The organism is Haloferula luteola (genome assembly GCF_014201715.1).
GTDB classification, from domain to species: domain Bacteria; phylum Verrucomicrobiota; class Verrucomicrobiia; order Verrucomicrobiales; family Akkermansiaceae; genus Haloferula; species Haloferula luteola.
The window spans coordinates 16,661-31,468 of the sequence record NZ_JACHFD010000025.1; the positions used below are offsets into that span (position 1 = coordinate 16,661).

General features: G+C 59.7%; 14 protein-coding genes and 2 tRNA genes. 8 read left to right on the top strand and 8 right to left on the bottom strand.

Annotated elements, in window-relative coordinates:
• Positions 1–8: 8 nt before the first annotated feature.
• The 3 genes from lysA to HNR46_RS17525 form a co-directional block, all read right to left on the bottom strand.
• Complete coding sequence (lysA, locus tag HNR46_RS17515) at positions 9–1,295, bottom strand: diaminopimelate decarboxylase (protein ID WP_184021190.1); 1,287 nt, start codon at positions 1,293–1,295, stop codon at positions 9–11.
• 67 nt (positions 1,296–1,362) lie between these two features.
• Entirely contained in the window at positions 1,363–2,679 is a 1,317-nt protein-coding gene (locus HNR46_RS17520; protein WP_184021193.1) for a dicarboxylate/amino acid:cation symporter, read from the bottom strand.
• Positions 2,680–2,845: 166 nt separating this feature from the next.
• On the bottom strand, positions 2,846–3,220 hold the full coding sequence (locus tag HNR46_RS17525) for a hypothetical protein (RefSeq protein WP_184021196.1): 375 nt from the start codon (positions 3,218–3,220) through the stop codon (positions 2,846–2,848).
• Between the two features lie 229 nt (positions 3,221–3,449).
• On the opposite strand from HNR46_RS17525, the gene HNR46_RS17530 reads away from it, so the two are divergent.
• The 5 genes from HNR46_RS17530 (at position 3,450) to lgt (ending at position 8,524) form a co-directional block, all read left to right on the top strand.
• Complete coding sequence (locus HNR46_RS17530; protein WP_184021199.1) at positions 3,450–4,358, top strand: rhomboid family intramembrane serine protease; 909 nt, start codon at positions 3,450–3,452, stop codon at positions 4,356–4,358.
• Entirely contained in the window at positions 4,355–5,167 is an 813-nt protein-coding gene (gene mazG, locus HNR46_RS17535) for a nucleoside triphosphate pyrophosphohydrolase (protein WP_246418181.1), read from the top strand. The genes HNR46_RS17530 and mazG overlap by 4 nt, the downstream gene beginning before the upstream one ends.
• Positions 5,168–5,315: 148 nt before the next feature.
• A complete protein-coding gene (locus HNR46_RS17540) occupies positions 5,316–6,278 on the top strand; it encodes a transporter (RefSeq protein ID WP_184021201.1) in 963 nt (320 codons plus the stop codon).
• Between the two features lie 142 nt (positions 6,279–6,420).
• Entirely contained in the window at positions 6,421–7,500 is a 1,080-nt protein-coding gene (locus tag HNR46_RS17545; protein WP_184021204.1) for a M42 family metallopeptidase, read from the top strand.
• A gap of 40 nt (positions 7,501–7,540) precedes the next feature.
• Positions 7,541–8,524, top strand: a complete 984-nt coding sequence (gene lgt, locus HNR46_RS17550) for a prolipoprotein diacylglyceryl transferase (RefSeq protein ID WP_221285252.1) — start codon at positions 7,541–7,543, stop codon at positions 8,522–8,524.
• Positions 8,525–8,594: 70 nt separating this feature from the next.
• On the opposite strand, the gene HNR46_RS17555 is transcribed toward lgt, so the two are convergent.
• Complete coding sequence (locus tag HNR46_RS17555; RefSeq protein ID WP_221285253.1) at positions 8,595–9,068, bottom strand: LysM peptidoglycan-binding domain-containing protein; 474 nt, start codon at positions 9,066–9,068, stop codon at positions 8,595–8,597.
• A 163-nt stretch (positions 9,069–9,231) separates the two neighbouring features.
• Between HNR46_RS17555 and HNR46_RS17560 the strand changes: the two genes are divergently transcribed.
• A tRNA-Ala gene (locus HNR46_RS17560) sits at positions 9,232–9,304 on the top strand.
• An 82-nt stretch (positions 9,305–9,386) separates the two neighbouring features.
• Here HNR46_RS17560 and HNR46_RS17565 read toward each other — a convergent pair.
• From HNR46_RS17565 to HNR46_RS17580, 4 genes are all read right to left on the bottom strand, one after another.
• Positions 9,387–9,468, bottom strand: a tRNA-Leu gene (locus HNR46_RS17565).
• Positions 9,469–9,581: 113 nt separating this feature from the next.
• The gene (locus HNR46_RS17570; protein WP_184021212.1) at positions 9,582–10,583 is read right to left on the bottom strand and encodes a DMT family transporter; all 1,002 of its coding nucleotides are present in this window, start codon (positions 10,581–10,583) and stop codon (positions 9,582–9,584) included.
• Positions 10,584–10,691: 108 nt separating this feature from the next.
• On the bottom strand, positions 10,692–11,450 hold the full coding sequence (locus HNR46_RS17575) for a hypothetical protein (RefSeq protein WP_184021215.1): 759 nt from the start codon (positions 11,448–11,450) through the stop codon (positions 10,692–10,694).
• Positions 11,447–11,821 (bottom strand): HesB/IscA family protein, encoded by a 375-nt coding sequence (locus HNR46_RS17580; protein WP_184021218.1) that lies wholly within the window; start codon positions 11,819–11,821, stop codon positions 11,447–11,449. Before HNR46_RS17580 ends, HNR46_RS17575 begins: the two co-directional genes overlap by 4 nt.
• Before the next feature lie 118 nt (positions 11,822–11,939).
• Here HNR46_RS17580 and mutL point away from each other — a divergent pair, with 118 nt between their 5' ends.
• Both mutL and HNR46_RS17590 read left to right on the top strand, forming a co-directional pair.
• Positions 11,940–13,706, top strand: coding sequence for a DNA mismatch repair endonuclease MutL (gene mutL / locus HNR46_RS17585; RefSeq protein ID WP_184021222.1), 1,767 nt, complete (start codon positions 11,940–11,942; stop codon positions 13,704–13,706).
• Positions 13,707–13,990: 284 nt separating this feature from the next.
• On the top strand, positions 13,991–14,767 hold the full coding sequence (locus HNR46_RS17590) for a hypothetical protein (protein ID WP_184021225.1): 777 nt from the start codon (positions 13,991–13,993) through the stop codon (positions 14,765–14,767).
• Positions 14,768–14,808: the final 41 nt, after the last annotated feature.

Here is a 14,808-nt window from a genome sequence, read left to right on the forward strand (position 1 = left end):
TCCGGCGGTTACCGTTCGGCGGCGATGATGTCTTCGAGAGTCTGACGTTTGCGCACGACTTGAGCGGTTGTGCCATCAACGAGAATCTCGGCGGGAAGGGGACGCGTGTTGTAGTTCGAGGCCATGACGAATCCGTAGGCACCCGAGGACATCAGGGCGATGGTGTCACCGGGTTGGAAGTCAGGCAGTTCGCGGTTTTGGCAGAAAAAGTCGCCGCTTTCGCAAATGGGGCCAACCACATCGACAAGTTTCCTTTCACCAGCGGGTTCCTTGAGTGGGACGATCTCGTGGTGACCTTCGTAGAGGGCGGGGCGGATGAGGTCGTTCATGCCGGCATCGACGATCTTGAAGGTTTTCGCGGTGCCTTGCTTTTCATAGAGGCAGCGGGTGAGGAGCACGCCGGCGTTGCCGACGATCGCGCGACCGGGTTCGAGGAGAATCTTCAGGCCGAGGTCCTTGAGCCGAGGGACGAGGGTGGCGCCGTATTGGGTGAGCGTGAGGGGGCGATCTTGTTCGGATTTCGCATCCCACCAATCGATGGATCCAGCCGCCAACGAGTCGTGGTAAACGATGCCGATGCCTCCTCCGATCGACCAGAATTCGATTCCGTGCTTGGCCTTCAAGGTCAGCACCAAGGGGGTGACTTTTTCAACGGCCTCGACGAATGGTTGAATGGAGGTGAGCTGTGAGCCGATGTGCATTTGCAAGCCACGGAGCTTCACATGCGGGAGTTCCGCGGCCGCGCGAGCGTAGAGGTCTTCGATGGCTTCGAAGTCCACGCCGAACTTGTTCTCGGACTTGCCGGTCGAGATGTATTTGTGGGTCTTGGCGTCGACGTTCGGGTTGACCCGCACGGCGGCGGGAGCGACGAGATCGAGCTCGGCAGCGACGGTGTTGAGGTAGCGCAGTTCCTCTTCGCTCTCGACATTGAAGGAATAGATTCCCTGCTTCAGGGCATATTCGATTTCGTCACGGGTCTTCCCGACGCCTGCGAAAGTGCACTTGGCAGGATTTCCACCGGCTTCGATCACGCGGAAAAGTTCGCCGCCGGAAACGATATCAAAGCCGGCATCAAGACCGGCGAGCAGGCGGAGCACGGAGAGGTTGGAGTTGGCTTTGACGGCATAGGCGACCTCGTGATCGACGCCTGTCATGGCCTGGTCGAGACGGGTGAAGTGGTCGCGGATGGTCCCTGCCGAGTAAACGTAGAGGGGGGTGCCATGCTCTTCCGCAAGGGACTGGAGATCGATGCCTTCGCAATGAAGGGAGCCGTTCTGGTAGGCGAAGCCGTGCATGGCCGGGATTTACCGGCCCGATCGGCACGGAGCAAGCAAAGGCTGGAGGAGGGAGAAGGGACTTCCGTCACTTGGAGTAGACGGGATCCCCCTCGCTTTTCGCGATGACGACGGCAGCGCACGAGTCGCCGAAGACATTCACAGCGGTGCGGGACATGTCGAGGAGTCGGTCGACGGCAAGAAGGGCCACCACGGCAGTTTCTGCCTCGGGGACTTGGCTGTTTTTGAGGATGAGGAGGATGGCGACGAGGCTGGCTGAAGGGACTCCGGCGACGCCAATGCTGGTGAGGAGGGCGGCGATGACGACAAAGAATTGTTGGGTGAAGCCCATGTCGACGCCCATGACTTGAGCGACGAAGACGACGGCGACGCATTCGTAGAGCGCGGTGCCGTCCATATTGACGGTGGCTCCGAGGGGAAGGGTGAAGGAAGAAACGCGTTTGGAAACACCGGCATTTTCCTGCACGCAGCGCATGGTAACGGGGAGGGTGCCGGAGGAGGAGGCGGTGGAAAAGGCGAGCAGCAGGGCTTCGCGAAGGGCGCGGAAGTGATCGGCGGGGCGGATGCCGCCGAGAAAGCGCAGGATGAGTGGGAGGGTGAGCCCGAAGTGGATCCCGAGAGCGACCAGAACGGTGATGAAATAGGCTTTGAGTTCCCAGAAGACTTCGGGGCCATTGGCGTGGATCACGGGAAACATCAGGGCATAGACCCCGATCGGGGAAACGGCCATGATCCAGCGGGTGAGAGTGATCATGACGTCATTTCCTGCCTGGAAAAAATCACGCAGGGTGCGGATTTCCTCGCTGGGGAGTCGGGTCATGGCGATGGCGAAGAGGATGCTGAAGACGATGACGCCGAGCATCTGGCCATTGTCGGTGGCCGCTTGGAAGACGTTGGGCGGAATCATCATCCGAAAGGTATCCAGGAAGTCTCCGGCTTGACGGCCGGCGGCTTCGGCGACTTTCGCATGTTCGGCTTCGGAGGCGGAGGCGGCGTGGCTTGCGAAGGCGCTGCGAATGGCTTCGTTGGGCACTCCGTCTTTCACACCAGGTTCGATGAGATTGACGACGGTAAGACCGGTGAAGACGGCGAGCAGGGTGGTGAGGGCGTAGAATCCGAGGGTTTTTCCGCCGAGACGTCCGAATCCTTGAACTCCCTGGAGGCTGGCGATGCCACTGATGACCGAGGTGACGATGAGGGGCACGATGATCATCTTCAGCGCCTGCATGAAGAGATCGCCCACAAAGCTGGAGATCTCGATGGCGCGGGTGCAGAAGCTTCCCTCGCCGGGGTCGGGTCCGAATAGGCCCCGAAAAATCATCCCGGTGACGGTGGCCAGGACGAGGGCGATCAGAATTTGCCAGTGGAGGGCGGGTCGCTTCATGGACAGATCATCCCAGCGACAAATCGGGTGGGATCAAAGCTTCGAATCCCACGAAGCGAGGAAAGGTCATGAGAGGAGGGAGAACCGGGCGGGGGCCGCTCGCCCCTCACCCGCGTGGATCGCACGGGATGGGGCGCGAGCCGCCCGAAGCCGGAACGCAACGATATCAATGGAGGCGGTACTGCCAGAGGGTATCGGAGACCGAGTCCCTCCATTCGGGGCGTTTTGAGATGGGATCCTGCAGGGTGCGCGAGGTTTTGCGGCCGCAGGTGAGGAGGAACGATTCACTGGCGAGCTCGATGACTTCGAGGCCCATGTAGAAGGTGTCTTTGAGGCAGGGAACGTTTTCGGGACCAAAGATCGCGCCGAGGTGGGAGCGTAGCAAGTCGGCCTCGCGTTTGCCCAAGAAGAGAAAGCAGGGCGATTCCTGATGGGACGACTTGGATCGGATCAGGCCGGCCACAGCCGACGGGTCCCAGGCGTCGCCGAGAATCAATTCGGACGCAATCGGGTGAGCATCGGGTGCATGGTTGGCTTCCATTTCGAACATACACGTTGAGGGGTGAGGTATCGGCGAAGCATCAGCAAACGTGGTGCCAGTTGGGCGCGAGTAAGGGTTTTGACGCAGCGACTCCGATTCATGGTGGGGGCAGATGCGGCGAAATGCTTTGCATGGGGAGTTTTCGGCATTTTTCCCGAGGGGACGGGGTGATTGCTTCCCGGGTGCGGCGCCTTGCCGGTTGGGAATCCCCGTGCTACTCCCCTGCGCCATGGGATTCTCTGAGCGAAACTACGCACGCTCGGTGCGGGGTGGGCAGCCACCGCTGCCACCGGTGACGAAGGCTCTGTTGATCATCAACGGCGGGATTTTCCTGTTGGACCTGATGTTGCGGCCCACCCAAGGGTACTCAGGAGTGGAGTTGCCCGGGCCTTTTGAGCAGTGGGGCGCTTTTCAAGTTTCGACGGGGTTGCTGGGGGGGCGGATTTGGGAGTTGGTGACCTTTCAGTTCCTGCACGCGGGAGTGATGCACGTGTTTCTGAATATGATGGCGGTGTATTTCTTTGGCCCATGGGTGGAGCGCTGGTGGGGTTCCCGCCGCTTTATCGCCTATTATTTGTTGTGTGGGGTGGCGGGGGCGCTGTTTTTCAGTTTGTTGCTGGGTGTAAGGCTGTTGCCGAATGCCGACATGCACACGCCTTTGATCGGAGCAAGTGCTGGAGTGTTCGGCTTGCTCTTTGCGATCTACCGAATCGCTCCTGAGACTCGGGTCAGTCTGCTTTTTCCGCCGGTCACCCTTACCATGCGAAAGCTAGCTTTGATCGTCGCGGGCTTGGCGGTGTTGACGATTTTAGGAGGGCTGCTGTTTCCGAACTCTTTGTGGTTTGCCAATAGTGGAGGAGAGGCGGGGCATTTGGGTGGGGCATTGATGGGGCTGCTGCTGATGCGATATCCAAGGCTTTTGCGAAAAGGAGGCTCGTGGACGACGGGGAGAAAAATCTTACGTCCCAAGCAGTTTCGGCGGCGTCGTCACGAAGAGAAAATCCGGCCTCGCACGACGGTCGATCTGCATTCTGAAAGTGAAGTGGATCGAATCCTCGAAAAAGTTACGCGGGAGGGCCTCGGAAGTCTGACTGCGGAAGAACGCAAGATTCTCGAACAAGCCTCCCAACGCTCATGATGACCGATGCAGAAATGATAGATTGCCCGGAAAAATCGCAGCAGATGGATCGCCTGCGGGCCATCATGCATCGACTTCGGGCACCGGGTGGGTGCCCGTGGGATGCAGAACAAACGCATGAAAGCTTGGTGCCGAACCTGATCGAGGAGGCTTACGAAACGGTCGATACGATCCAGCGAGGGGATCGCGAGCATTTGAAGGAGGAGTTGGGAGATCTTTTGTTGCAGGTGGTATTCCACAGCGAACTGGCTGAGGAGGCAGGAGGCTTTGATTTCGACGAGGTGGCACGTGGAATATCCGAGAAGCTCGTGAGGAGGCATCCGCATGTTTTTGGATCGCGGGAGGTGGCGACGACGGAGGGGGTTCTGCTGCAATGGGACGCTATCAAGCGTGCCGAAAAGGGGGACACCGAAAAGCCTTTCCTCCACGGTGTGGGGAAAGGGCTGCCTGCCTTGTTGCGGGCGGCGAAGCTGCAGAAGAAAGCTGCGAAGGTGGGCTTCGATTGGCCGGACGAAGCGGGAGTGGTGGACAAGATTCGCGAGGAGTTGCTGGAGCTAGAGGCTGCGGCGACTCCGGCAGAGGCCGAGGAAGAATTGGGCGATTTGATGTTTTCGGTGGTGAATTTGCTGCGATTCCGGGGACTGGACCCCGAGGTGGTGATGGCGGCTGCCAATGAAAAGTTCGAGCGGCGCTTTGGGCAGATGGAGCAGGCTTTGAAAACTCAAGGTCGCTCGCTCGATGCCGCAGCAGTGGAGGAAATGGAGGCTGCCTGGCAAGTCGCCAAAGGTGGAGAGCCCACGGCCGGATAGGCGCGGATCGAAGTGCGAGACCGGCGAAGGCGGCGCAAAATATGCGCAGCTTGGGGTGGGCGGTGACTAGCGAGTTGAGCGTGTGGGAAGGAAGCTCCGCGCATCCGGCATGCGTCCGGAACGAAGCAACCGAAACCACGCTACCCCTATGAGAAAATCCATCGCTACTACGGTTACCGGAATTCTCGGCGCCTGCGCAGCCACCGCCTTGGCAGGAACTGTCGCGATTGAGCCCGCTGTGCTGGAAACGACCACCGCTACCGGTGGATTCGAAAACGCCCGTCGTCCGATCACCAACCCGACGATGTTCGATTTGGCGCTGCCGACGACCAATATCCACCCGATCTACATGTATCAAAATCTGCCGAGGCGGGTGAATACGACCATTGGGCCGGTGCCGATGGATGGGACGGTGGAAGTGTATGCGCTGCAATTTGAGATCGCCTTCAACGAGCGCCTGTCGTTGGTCGCGACTAAGGATGGGTATGTCGATTTGGATGCAGGTTCGGCCTTGTGGACCTCACAGACGGGCTTTGCTAATATTGCTGCCGGCCTGAAGTACGCCTTCATCTACGATCCGGCCAATTCCTTCGCATTGAGCGGAACGGCGACCTACGAGTTTCCCACCGGGAACCATGATGTGTTTCAAGGGGAAGGCAATGGAGCCCTCAATCTGATCGTCTCCGCAGTGAAATTGTGGGACGGCCTGCAACTGGCCGGTGGCGGCGGGGTGCGGCTGCCGTTTGATGGTCAGCAAGCGACGAACTCTTTCTTGAGCGCACACGCCAGCTACGAGGTCACGCCATGGTTCATTCCGTTGGTGGAAGTGAATTGGCACCACGTCTTGTCTGCCGGCAATGGTCGGATGAATTACTTTGATCAGGCGGTTGGGTTGGTCCCGGCAGTGGCCACCTTTGAGGGCAACGATTTGCTCAATTTCGGGGCATCGAATGCCAGCCAGAATCGAGATTTGGTCACGGCGGCGGTTGGTTTCCGTTCGCAGCTCTGCGACTCGATCGATGTCGGATTTGCCTATGAGATTCCGCTTACGGACGATGCGGATGGGATCATTGAAGATCGCTTCACGGTCGACCTCGTTTGGACCTTCTGATTCGGAAACGGCAACGGGTGGAAAATCGTTCCACGCTGACCTCGCCCGGAGCGCATCCTGGGCGAGGTTTTTTTAGGGTCGCGATGGGCGGAGAAATGACTTGGCGCTTTGCGGTGGCAAGGGAATCGCTAGATTTCGCGGCATGCGAACGACGGCAGAGGCATTGTTGAAGGAGCTCACCGAGGCGCACTCGGTCCCGGGTTACGAAGATGAGGTGAGGGATGTATTTGTCCGTGAGTTGGGTGATCACGGAGAGCTTTCGGCCGATGGCAACGGTTCGGTGATCTGCGATGCGGGAGGTGAAGGTCCGCGGGTGATGGTGGCCGGGCACATGGATGAAGTGGGATTCATGGTGCAGAACATCACGACGACAGGTTTTCTTCAGTTCGTGGCATTGGGCGGCTGGTGGACGCACAGTTTGTTGTCCCAGCGGGTGGAGGTGAAAACCCGATCGGGTCGCAAAATCGTCGGGGTGGTGTGTTCCCTGCCTCCCCATTTCCTTAGTGAAGCGCAGCGCAATCAGGTCCTTGGCATTGAGCAGATGTTCATCGATGTGGGTGCGGAATCCCGCGGGCAGGCGATGCGGGAATTTGGGATCTCGTTGGGGGATCCGATTGCCCCGGTGAGTGCGTTCACGCCGATGGCCCGGGAGGATTGGTTCATGGCGAAGGCTTTTGACAACCGGGTGGGGATGGCCGGGGCGATTCAGTGCGGGCAGCGCACGGCGGGAGAATCTCGCGGGAACCGCCTGTTGTTGGCGGGAACCGTCCAGGAAGAGGTGGGCCTGCGCGGTGCAAGGTCTGCCGCAGTTCTCGCCAAGCCGGATGCTGTGGTGGTGCTCGAAGGCCCTCCTGCGGACGATACGCCGGGATTTCCTCTGTCGGATTGTCAGGGACGTTTGGGTGGCGGTGTGCAAATCCGATATTTTGATTCCAGCGCCATTGGCAATCCACGGTTTGCCCAGTTGGCGGAACAGGTGGCGCGGGATGAAGGGATTCCCTATCAGGTCACGGTGCGGCGCAAGGGAGGCACCGACGCAGGCTCGTTCCATCTAGCCAATGAAGGGATTCCCTGTGTGGTTTTGGGAACTCCGGCACGGTATATCCATTCTCACAATGCGATCATTGATGTGAACGACTACCTGCACATGGTGGTGCTGGCGACCGCCCTGGTTCGGCGACTGGATGCGGATGCCGTGGGCTCTTTGACTCGATACTGGTAAGCCGCTTGCCGGGGCGGGTGTTTCGGTGTCAGCTCCGCACGTGTTTTTCGCGACGTACGTCCACGACCTCGACCCCGTTCTTTTTCGGATCAACGACGCGATTGCGTTGCGTTGGTATGGTCTTTCCTATCTCGCAGCCTTCCTGGTGGGAATGGTGCTGCTGGACTATTTGGCCAAGCGGAAATTGTGGGTGCTGCCGCCGGGAGCCGCCGGGGATTTCATTGCGGCAGCCGCGATCTTTGGGGTCTTCATTGGCGGCCGGTTGGGCTACATGCTTTGGTACGAACCGCGGGAGCATGGCTGGAGCTGGGTCACTGAAGATCCGCTGCGGGTATTCCGGGTGTGGGACGGGGGCATGGCCAGTCACGGGGGCATCCTCGGCTTGGTGATCTTTACTTGGTTCTACTCACGCAAAAAGAAGGTGTCATGGACCGGGCTCGGAGATGGGTTGTGCGTGGTGGCGCCGCTTGGAATCATGTTCGGAAGGTTGGCCAATTTCATCAACGGCGAGCTCTATGGACGGGTCGCGGAAGGGGTCTCCTGGGCAGTCAAGTTCCCGATGGCCTTGGTGGAGCCGGACCGGATCGAATCGACTCGGTTCGATGCTGCGATGGAAGCTGTGCTCGCGGTGCGGCCTGAATTGGCGGAAGTCCCTTCGAGGCAATGGTTCACGACGGTTCATCAGTGGCAGATCCACGATCCCGCAGTGACGCAGGCCCTTGAGCCCTTTTTGGAGCCACGCCATCCGTCCCAGCTCTATCAAGCGGGCATGGAAGGGCTCGCTCTGTTCTTGATCTTGTGGACGGTCCGGGTGCGATTCCCACGACTGCCTCATGGGGTTCTGACCGGATTGTTTTTTATCGGCTATGCAGTATTCCGGATCATTGGTGAGCAATTTCGGGAACCCGATTCGAGTAAGAGTTTCGTCGGGGTGTTCACCAGCGGTCAGTTCCTTTCGCTGTTCATGATCGCCATCGGCGCCTTGTTTATCTCTGTCGCGGTGACGAGAAAACGGACGGCTTGATCAAGGCCGTCCGTGGGATCGAGGGGGTCGTAGGTCGACCCCAGGGAGAGGGGCGGAAGGCAGAGGCGGCTTAGCGCGGAATTTTCAGCGATTGGCCGATGCGGATGTTGCTGCCCTTGATGCCGTTGGCCTGTTGGATCTTGCCGACGGTCGTTCCGTAGCGTTTGGCGAGGCCGTAGAGGGTGTCGCCCTTGCGAACTGAGTGAGTGGCAAAGGCCGGCTTGGGCTTTGGCTTGGGTTTGACGACCGGTTTGGGCTTGGGCTTCGGAGCGGGCGTGCTCGTGGTGGAGACTGTGCGAACGGGTTCCGGCTTGGCGGTGGGGGTGGTCGTCACCGTGGTCGTTTGAGCGACGGTGGATGAATTCGATGATTCATTCGAAGCGACCTCGGTGGGCTGCACGGAGCGCCCATTCCACTTGGATGGGTTATCGGCCCAGGCTTCCACATAGTTTCCGCGGCTATCAAATGGGCCCGTTCCAGAAGGATTGTCGCCCGACAGGCTGCTATTGCTGCAGCTGGGGAAGATCCAAGGAATGAAACTCATCAACAACCATGCCGGGGAAATCCGCATGAGTTGGACTATGAGGGAATTGAGGTCCTTGGCAACGCATGTTTGAAATTGGCTCCCCGGGTAGATACGCAGTTCCTTTGACCTTGCCATGAAATCGGCGAGATGCCATTCCCTCGCCTGTCCAATCGGAAACGAAGGGGCATTAGCTCAGTTGGTAGAGCGTCTCGTTCGCAATGAGAAGGTCAGCGGTTCGATTCCGCTATGCTCCACGTCTTTCCCTTGGATGAGGCTATGGAGTGGTGGCCTCCATTCGGGGCTTCTGAAGAAGAGCGACTCGGAAGAGGGAAGAAGTACCGGGGACAGGGGTCGAACCTGCACGCCTTGCGGCGCCAGAACCTAAATCTGGTGCGTCTACCAATTTCGCCACCCCGGCATGAGATTCTGCGGCGCAGGTGTTACTTTCAGGAGACGAGGTGAGGGAAGAAAATTCGCTAAGCTTCTTCGGAGAGCTCTGGGACTTCGAGATGAAATCCTGAGAGGCCTCGCTCAAGGGGCACCTCGGTCGATAGGGACTTGGCTAGAAGGAGGGGAGCAAAGAGGGGTTTTGGATCTGCCAGGCTTGAGGAAGGGGAAGGCGAGTCTGTGTCGAGATTGAGAAAGTGCGACTCCCAGGGCGATGATGAAGATGCCGGCGAGGGCAATGAGGGGGAGCGGTTCATGGAGCAGAGGAACGGCGAGCAGAGCGGTGAGGGCGGGAGTCAGAGCGCCCAAGGTAGCACTGGTGGGGGCTCCCAGTCGTCTCACGGCGAACGCGTAACCGAGATTGGAAAAGAGACCGGCGCCGAGCCCTTGGATCAGGACGAAAGGGCGGGCGTCGCTCCAGGTCCAGTGGTCGAAGTGGCTGGGTGTGAGAGAAGTAGCAAGAAGCAGGCCGAGCAATGGCAGAGATAGGATCGAGACCAGAAGGGTATTGGACAGTGCATCGAGCCCGGAGCGCCGCAGTCCCAGAGTGTAAGAAGCCCAAAGGAGGCTGGCCAGGAGAAGGAGAGCCCAACCCCGGATCATTTCGGCATCGATGGCGTGGGCGTGGCTGGCGATGAGCAGAGCTGCTCCGATGGGGATGAGGAGAAGGGGGCCCCATGAGGCGGGACGGTGCTTTTCGAAACCCGCCCGAAGAAGGGCGACGACGAGGGGAGCCGTGCCGGCGATGAGGGCGCTCACATCCGCTGCGGAGGTCGATTCCGCGCCAGCATGGGCGACCAGAAAAAAAGGGGCGCCTCCGAGAGCGACGAGAACCAGAGTGCCGGGGGGAAGAACTCGCAGTCGGGGGAGGCGCCGAGGCAGGCAGGGAAGGAGGAAACCCAGCGGGATCAGCATCCGAAATAGCGCCACGTCGACGGCGGCAAGAGGGGAGTTTTCGAGGCTCCGTAAAGTGAGAGCGAAACCGGCCCAAATGAAAATCACCCCGCACAGCACGAGGTAGCCAAGCAGGCGAGATTGAAGGAAACGTTTGCCCGCCGACGGGAGGGACTCACCGGCGGTGGGCATGGAAGAAAGCGAGGTGGGGTTGCAAGGATCAGCAACCTAGCTTCGTCCCTGTTCTGCGTCTTGAAGGATTGCAGGCTGGATGCTCAGCAAGCTGCCGAATGGTGGGGCTCAGGGCTGCGGACCGGTGTTGAAAACCGGGAGCGGAGCACCGGGATGGAGAGCTTCCGGAGAGTTGAGGGTGAAGCGCCGACCTTCGCCGACTTGGTATTCGTTCATCACGATCGGGACGACCGTGAGAACGACCAGTGGCGTGTCGTCATCGATGGCGCGGCCGACATGGAGAAGCATTGCGCAATCGGGAATCTTGGAAACCTTGAGGCGATCGCCTGGAGCAAACCACTTCTCAGCGACGACTCGGTGGGTGGGGAAAAGATAATCGATGACGACGGGGTAGGGGACGGGCTTGGTAAATTCGTCAGGTTTGACCATTGCCCGGCCCCGGACGGCGAAGCCTTCGGTAAAAAGGTCGTCTTCGCCGAGGGGGCGGGTTTCGACGACTTCGAAGCTGCCTTCGACGTATTGAATGAGTTCGAGCTGTTTGAGGCCAGTGAGGTAGTTCCGCATCAGGGCCTGATTGAGTGTCGCCGTGCGGTCGTCAGGAAGCTCGGCGTACCGGACGTAGAGTTTGCGGGGATCCGCCGATTCGCCGGGAGGGGCGTCTTCGACTTTGAAATCGACGGGAGGCTCGGCTCGGCCGAGTTTTTGAATGAGGCGATAGAATTCGGGGATTTCCGGGTGGCCGAAGATGTGAAGGGTGAGCAGCCAGGAAAGGACTGCCAAACAGGCGGCCACGATATTGGCGAGCAGCCACCAGTAGTAGTGGCTGCGACGTCGGCGCCGGGGTGCTGCTTCCGTCTTGGAACTCATGAGGAGGTGCAGTCGCCCTCGGAATCGAAGTCGGAGGGGGGATCGCTGGCCGTTTCGAACGAGGTGCCGCAACCGCAGGAGCGGACGGCTTGGGGATTGACGATGCGGAAGCCGGCATCGGAAAGGCCATCGGCGTAGTCGACCTGGCAACCGGAGAGCTTCGCGGTGCTATCGGCGGCGACAATCAGGCAGCCACCATCGAAGGACGTGATGTGATCCCCTTCTTCGGGTTCGGCGATTTTCATTTCATACTGCCAGCCGGCGCATCCGCCGCGACGGACGGCGAGGCGCAGGCCGGCCTGCGGCGAGGCATCCTTGCTGGCAAGGAGGTCTCGCAGGGCGGAGGCGGCGCGGTCGCTGATGGAAATCATGACAAGGGCTAGATACGGCCCGCAGAGAGAGGTGCGAGGGAAAAATGCAAAGCAAGGAGGGGGAAGTTGGTGGGAAATGGGGATTGGATCGGGCCGGATTCAGGTTTCAAGTGGGGGGGTGCCGCGCATCCAAGTGCTTCCTGATGTTTTGGCCAGCCAAGTGGCGGCTGGCGAGGTGGTCGAGCGCCCGGCCAGTGTGGTGAAGGAATTGGTGGAAAACAGCATCGATGCCGGAGCCCGAGAAGTGCTGGTGGAAATTCGCCGAGGGGGGGCGGCGCTGATTCGCGTGACCGATGATGGATCGGGCATGGGTAGGGAAGACGCACGGATGTGTCTGGAGCGACATGCCACGAGCAAGTTGCAGTCAGCCGCCGATTTGCTGCGAATCCGGACCCTTGGATTTCGCGGAGAAGCGATTCCGAGCATGGCGAGCGTTTCCCGATTTCGACTGAAAACCCGCACGGCCGAGGAGGTGGCAGGAACGGAGATCGAGGTGGAAGGAGGACAGATCGGACCCATCAGGGATGCAGGATGTCCGGTGGGCACGGTGATGGAGGTGCGGGATCTGTTTTTCAATGTCCCGGCGCGGAAGAAGTTTCTGAAGACGGAGTCGACGGAGAGTGCTCACATTGAGCATCAGCTGCGTCTGCATGCGTTGGCGGCCGCGCAGGTGCGCATTCGATTTCGGAAGGATGACCGCGAGGTATTCGATCTTCCGGCGGGCTTGGATCGGCTGGATCGGCTGCGGCAGATTCTCGGATTATCGGTGGGCAGGGAGTTGATGCGATTGGAGCCGACGGAGGCGACTGGTTTGCGAGTGGAGGGCTTCATTTTGCCGCATGGGCACGCCCGACGCGGCCGACGACATCAGTGCATTTTTTTGAACGGGAGACCGGTGGAAGACGCCGCGATTTCCCGAGGATTGGTGGAGGGATTCCGAGGCGGACTGCAAGAAGGACTGCACCCGGCCGCTTGGCTGTGGATCGAGATGGATCCGGCATGGGTGGACGTGAATGTGCATCCGGCCAAGCGGGAGATTCGATTGCGCAAACCCCACGATTTGCGCGAGGCGATTGCCGCCGCGGTGATGGGGGCTTCTTCTGCATTGCAGCCTCCGAAGGCGATTGAGCCGGAAACATCAAGTTCTGAGCGAGGGCGACCGGTGATACCGAACCGACCGGAGTCCGGCGTGCCGAAGGTATCGGTGGCCCGCCCCGTCATGCCTTCGGTTCCGGCTGCCCGCGCGGTTTGGCAACCGGTCGCGGTTGAGCGCCCGCTGATTTCTCAGGAGCCCGTGACGGAGGCCGCCCCAGCGGGGCCTGGGTTCCGCCTGATTGGAACTCTGTTGGGCCGCTTCGCATTGCTGGAGTCGAGCGACGGTCTGGTGGTGCTTGATCCGCGAGCAGCGCGGGAGAGGATTTGGTATGAAAAGCTCATGGCTGCTGGTGGGCAAAGCGTCCACACCCAGAGTTTGCTGGTTCCGCTGTTGTTGGAGCCCGGCCCGCGGGAGGTCGAACTCCTTTTGGCGCATCGCGAGGGTTTGGCATCGGCGGGATTCGAGATTGGGGATTTTGGCGGAGGTTGCCTGCAGGTGATGTCGGCTCCGGATTTTGTGAAACCCGAAGAGGTGCAGCCACTGCTGTTGGATCTGGCGGATGAGTTGGCGGATGAGGCGACGCTTTCGCGACGGTTTGCCGACGAAAGACTGGCCAAATCCTTGGCTCGAAAGGCCGCCCTGCGAGAAAAAGCACGGCCGGAAGAAGCCATGGTGCTGCTTGAAGCGTTGTTTCAATGTGACCTGCCGTACTGCGCGGCGGATGGGCGACCGACTCTCAGTGAGTTCTCTATGGGAGAGCTGGAGCGCCGATTTGGTCTGTCCAAGTGAGCTTGGAGATTCCGGGAATCTACGGAGAAGAAATGCTTTTTTCCGATGGAGACCCCCAACTTGGGGGTGGCAAGGTCTGGAGAGAAAAACTCTCAAATGCCTCTGGTTGAGGCGTTTAGGGATTTGGCGGGAGGTGGTGAAATGGACCTGAAAGTTCCGACACTCAAAAATTTAAGATGTTCAAAGTTTTTCCAAAAAATTCTTGGAACCTTAAAGGCCAATAAATATACGTGATCCCGTTAGGCCGATCATTCTGAAGTGTTCGGCATTGCTGTCCCAACCCAATGAGAACCTCGCTTTCGATCAGCCTGCTCGCGTGGGTGGCCACTTTGGTGGCCGTTCGCGGCATGGGATTGACTGAGAGGGTTTCGGTCCGGCACGAGGCGCTGCTGGAGGACCGTCGTGAACGTCTGCCAGCCTTGAGTGATCCGTTTGGTGTTCCGGAGCCGGCGCGAGTGGTTTTGGAGCCGGAGGCGTCCCCTTTTCCCTCCCTCGCTGCGTGGCGAGGCAATGTGGTGGCCACGGTGTTCTGGGTGGGAGAGGAAGCGACTCTCAACAATCCCATTTCGAATGTCGCCAGCGCGTGGGATCCGAATTGGACTGCAAATTTCGGGGGATTGGACGATCCCCAACGTCGGGAAGGTTTCCGACCGGCGGGTTTTGAGCCCCGGCTCAATGCTTTTTACGTGGCCTTGCCCTACAACGATTTGGGGTCTGACGGGCGGCATCGTCCTGAGGCCGCGGAGGTGATTCCTTGGTTTTGGCGGGAATATCGCGGGGAGGGCGTTTCGGTCTGCCGTGGGCGTTGGGTCGCCATTCATTGCCGTGGGCGCGTGTGCTACGCGCAGTGGGAGGATGTAGGACCGTTTCAGACGGACCATTGGCAGTATGTTTTTGGCGGCGAAGAGCCGCGCGACAATCGAAACGGAGGGGCAGGCATCGATGTGAGCCCAGCCGTTCGGGACTTTTTGCAGCTGCGAAGTGGGGAACGCGTGCAATGGCGTTTCCTCGAAAGCCGGGATGTCCCTTCGGGACCTTGGCTCACGGCTGCTCCCCCTTGAGCGGAAGTCCCGCGAGAGAGGTTCGTCCCTTTCAACTGCTT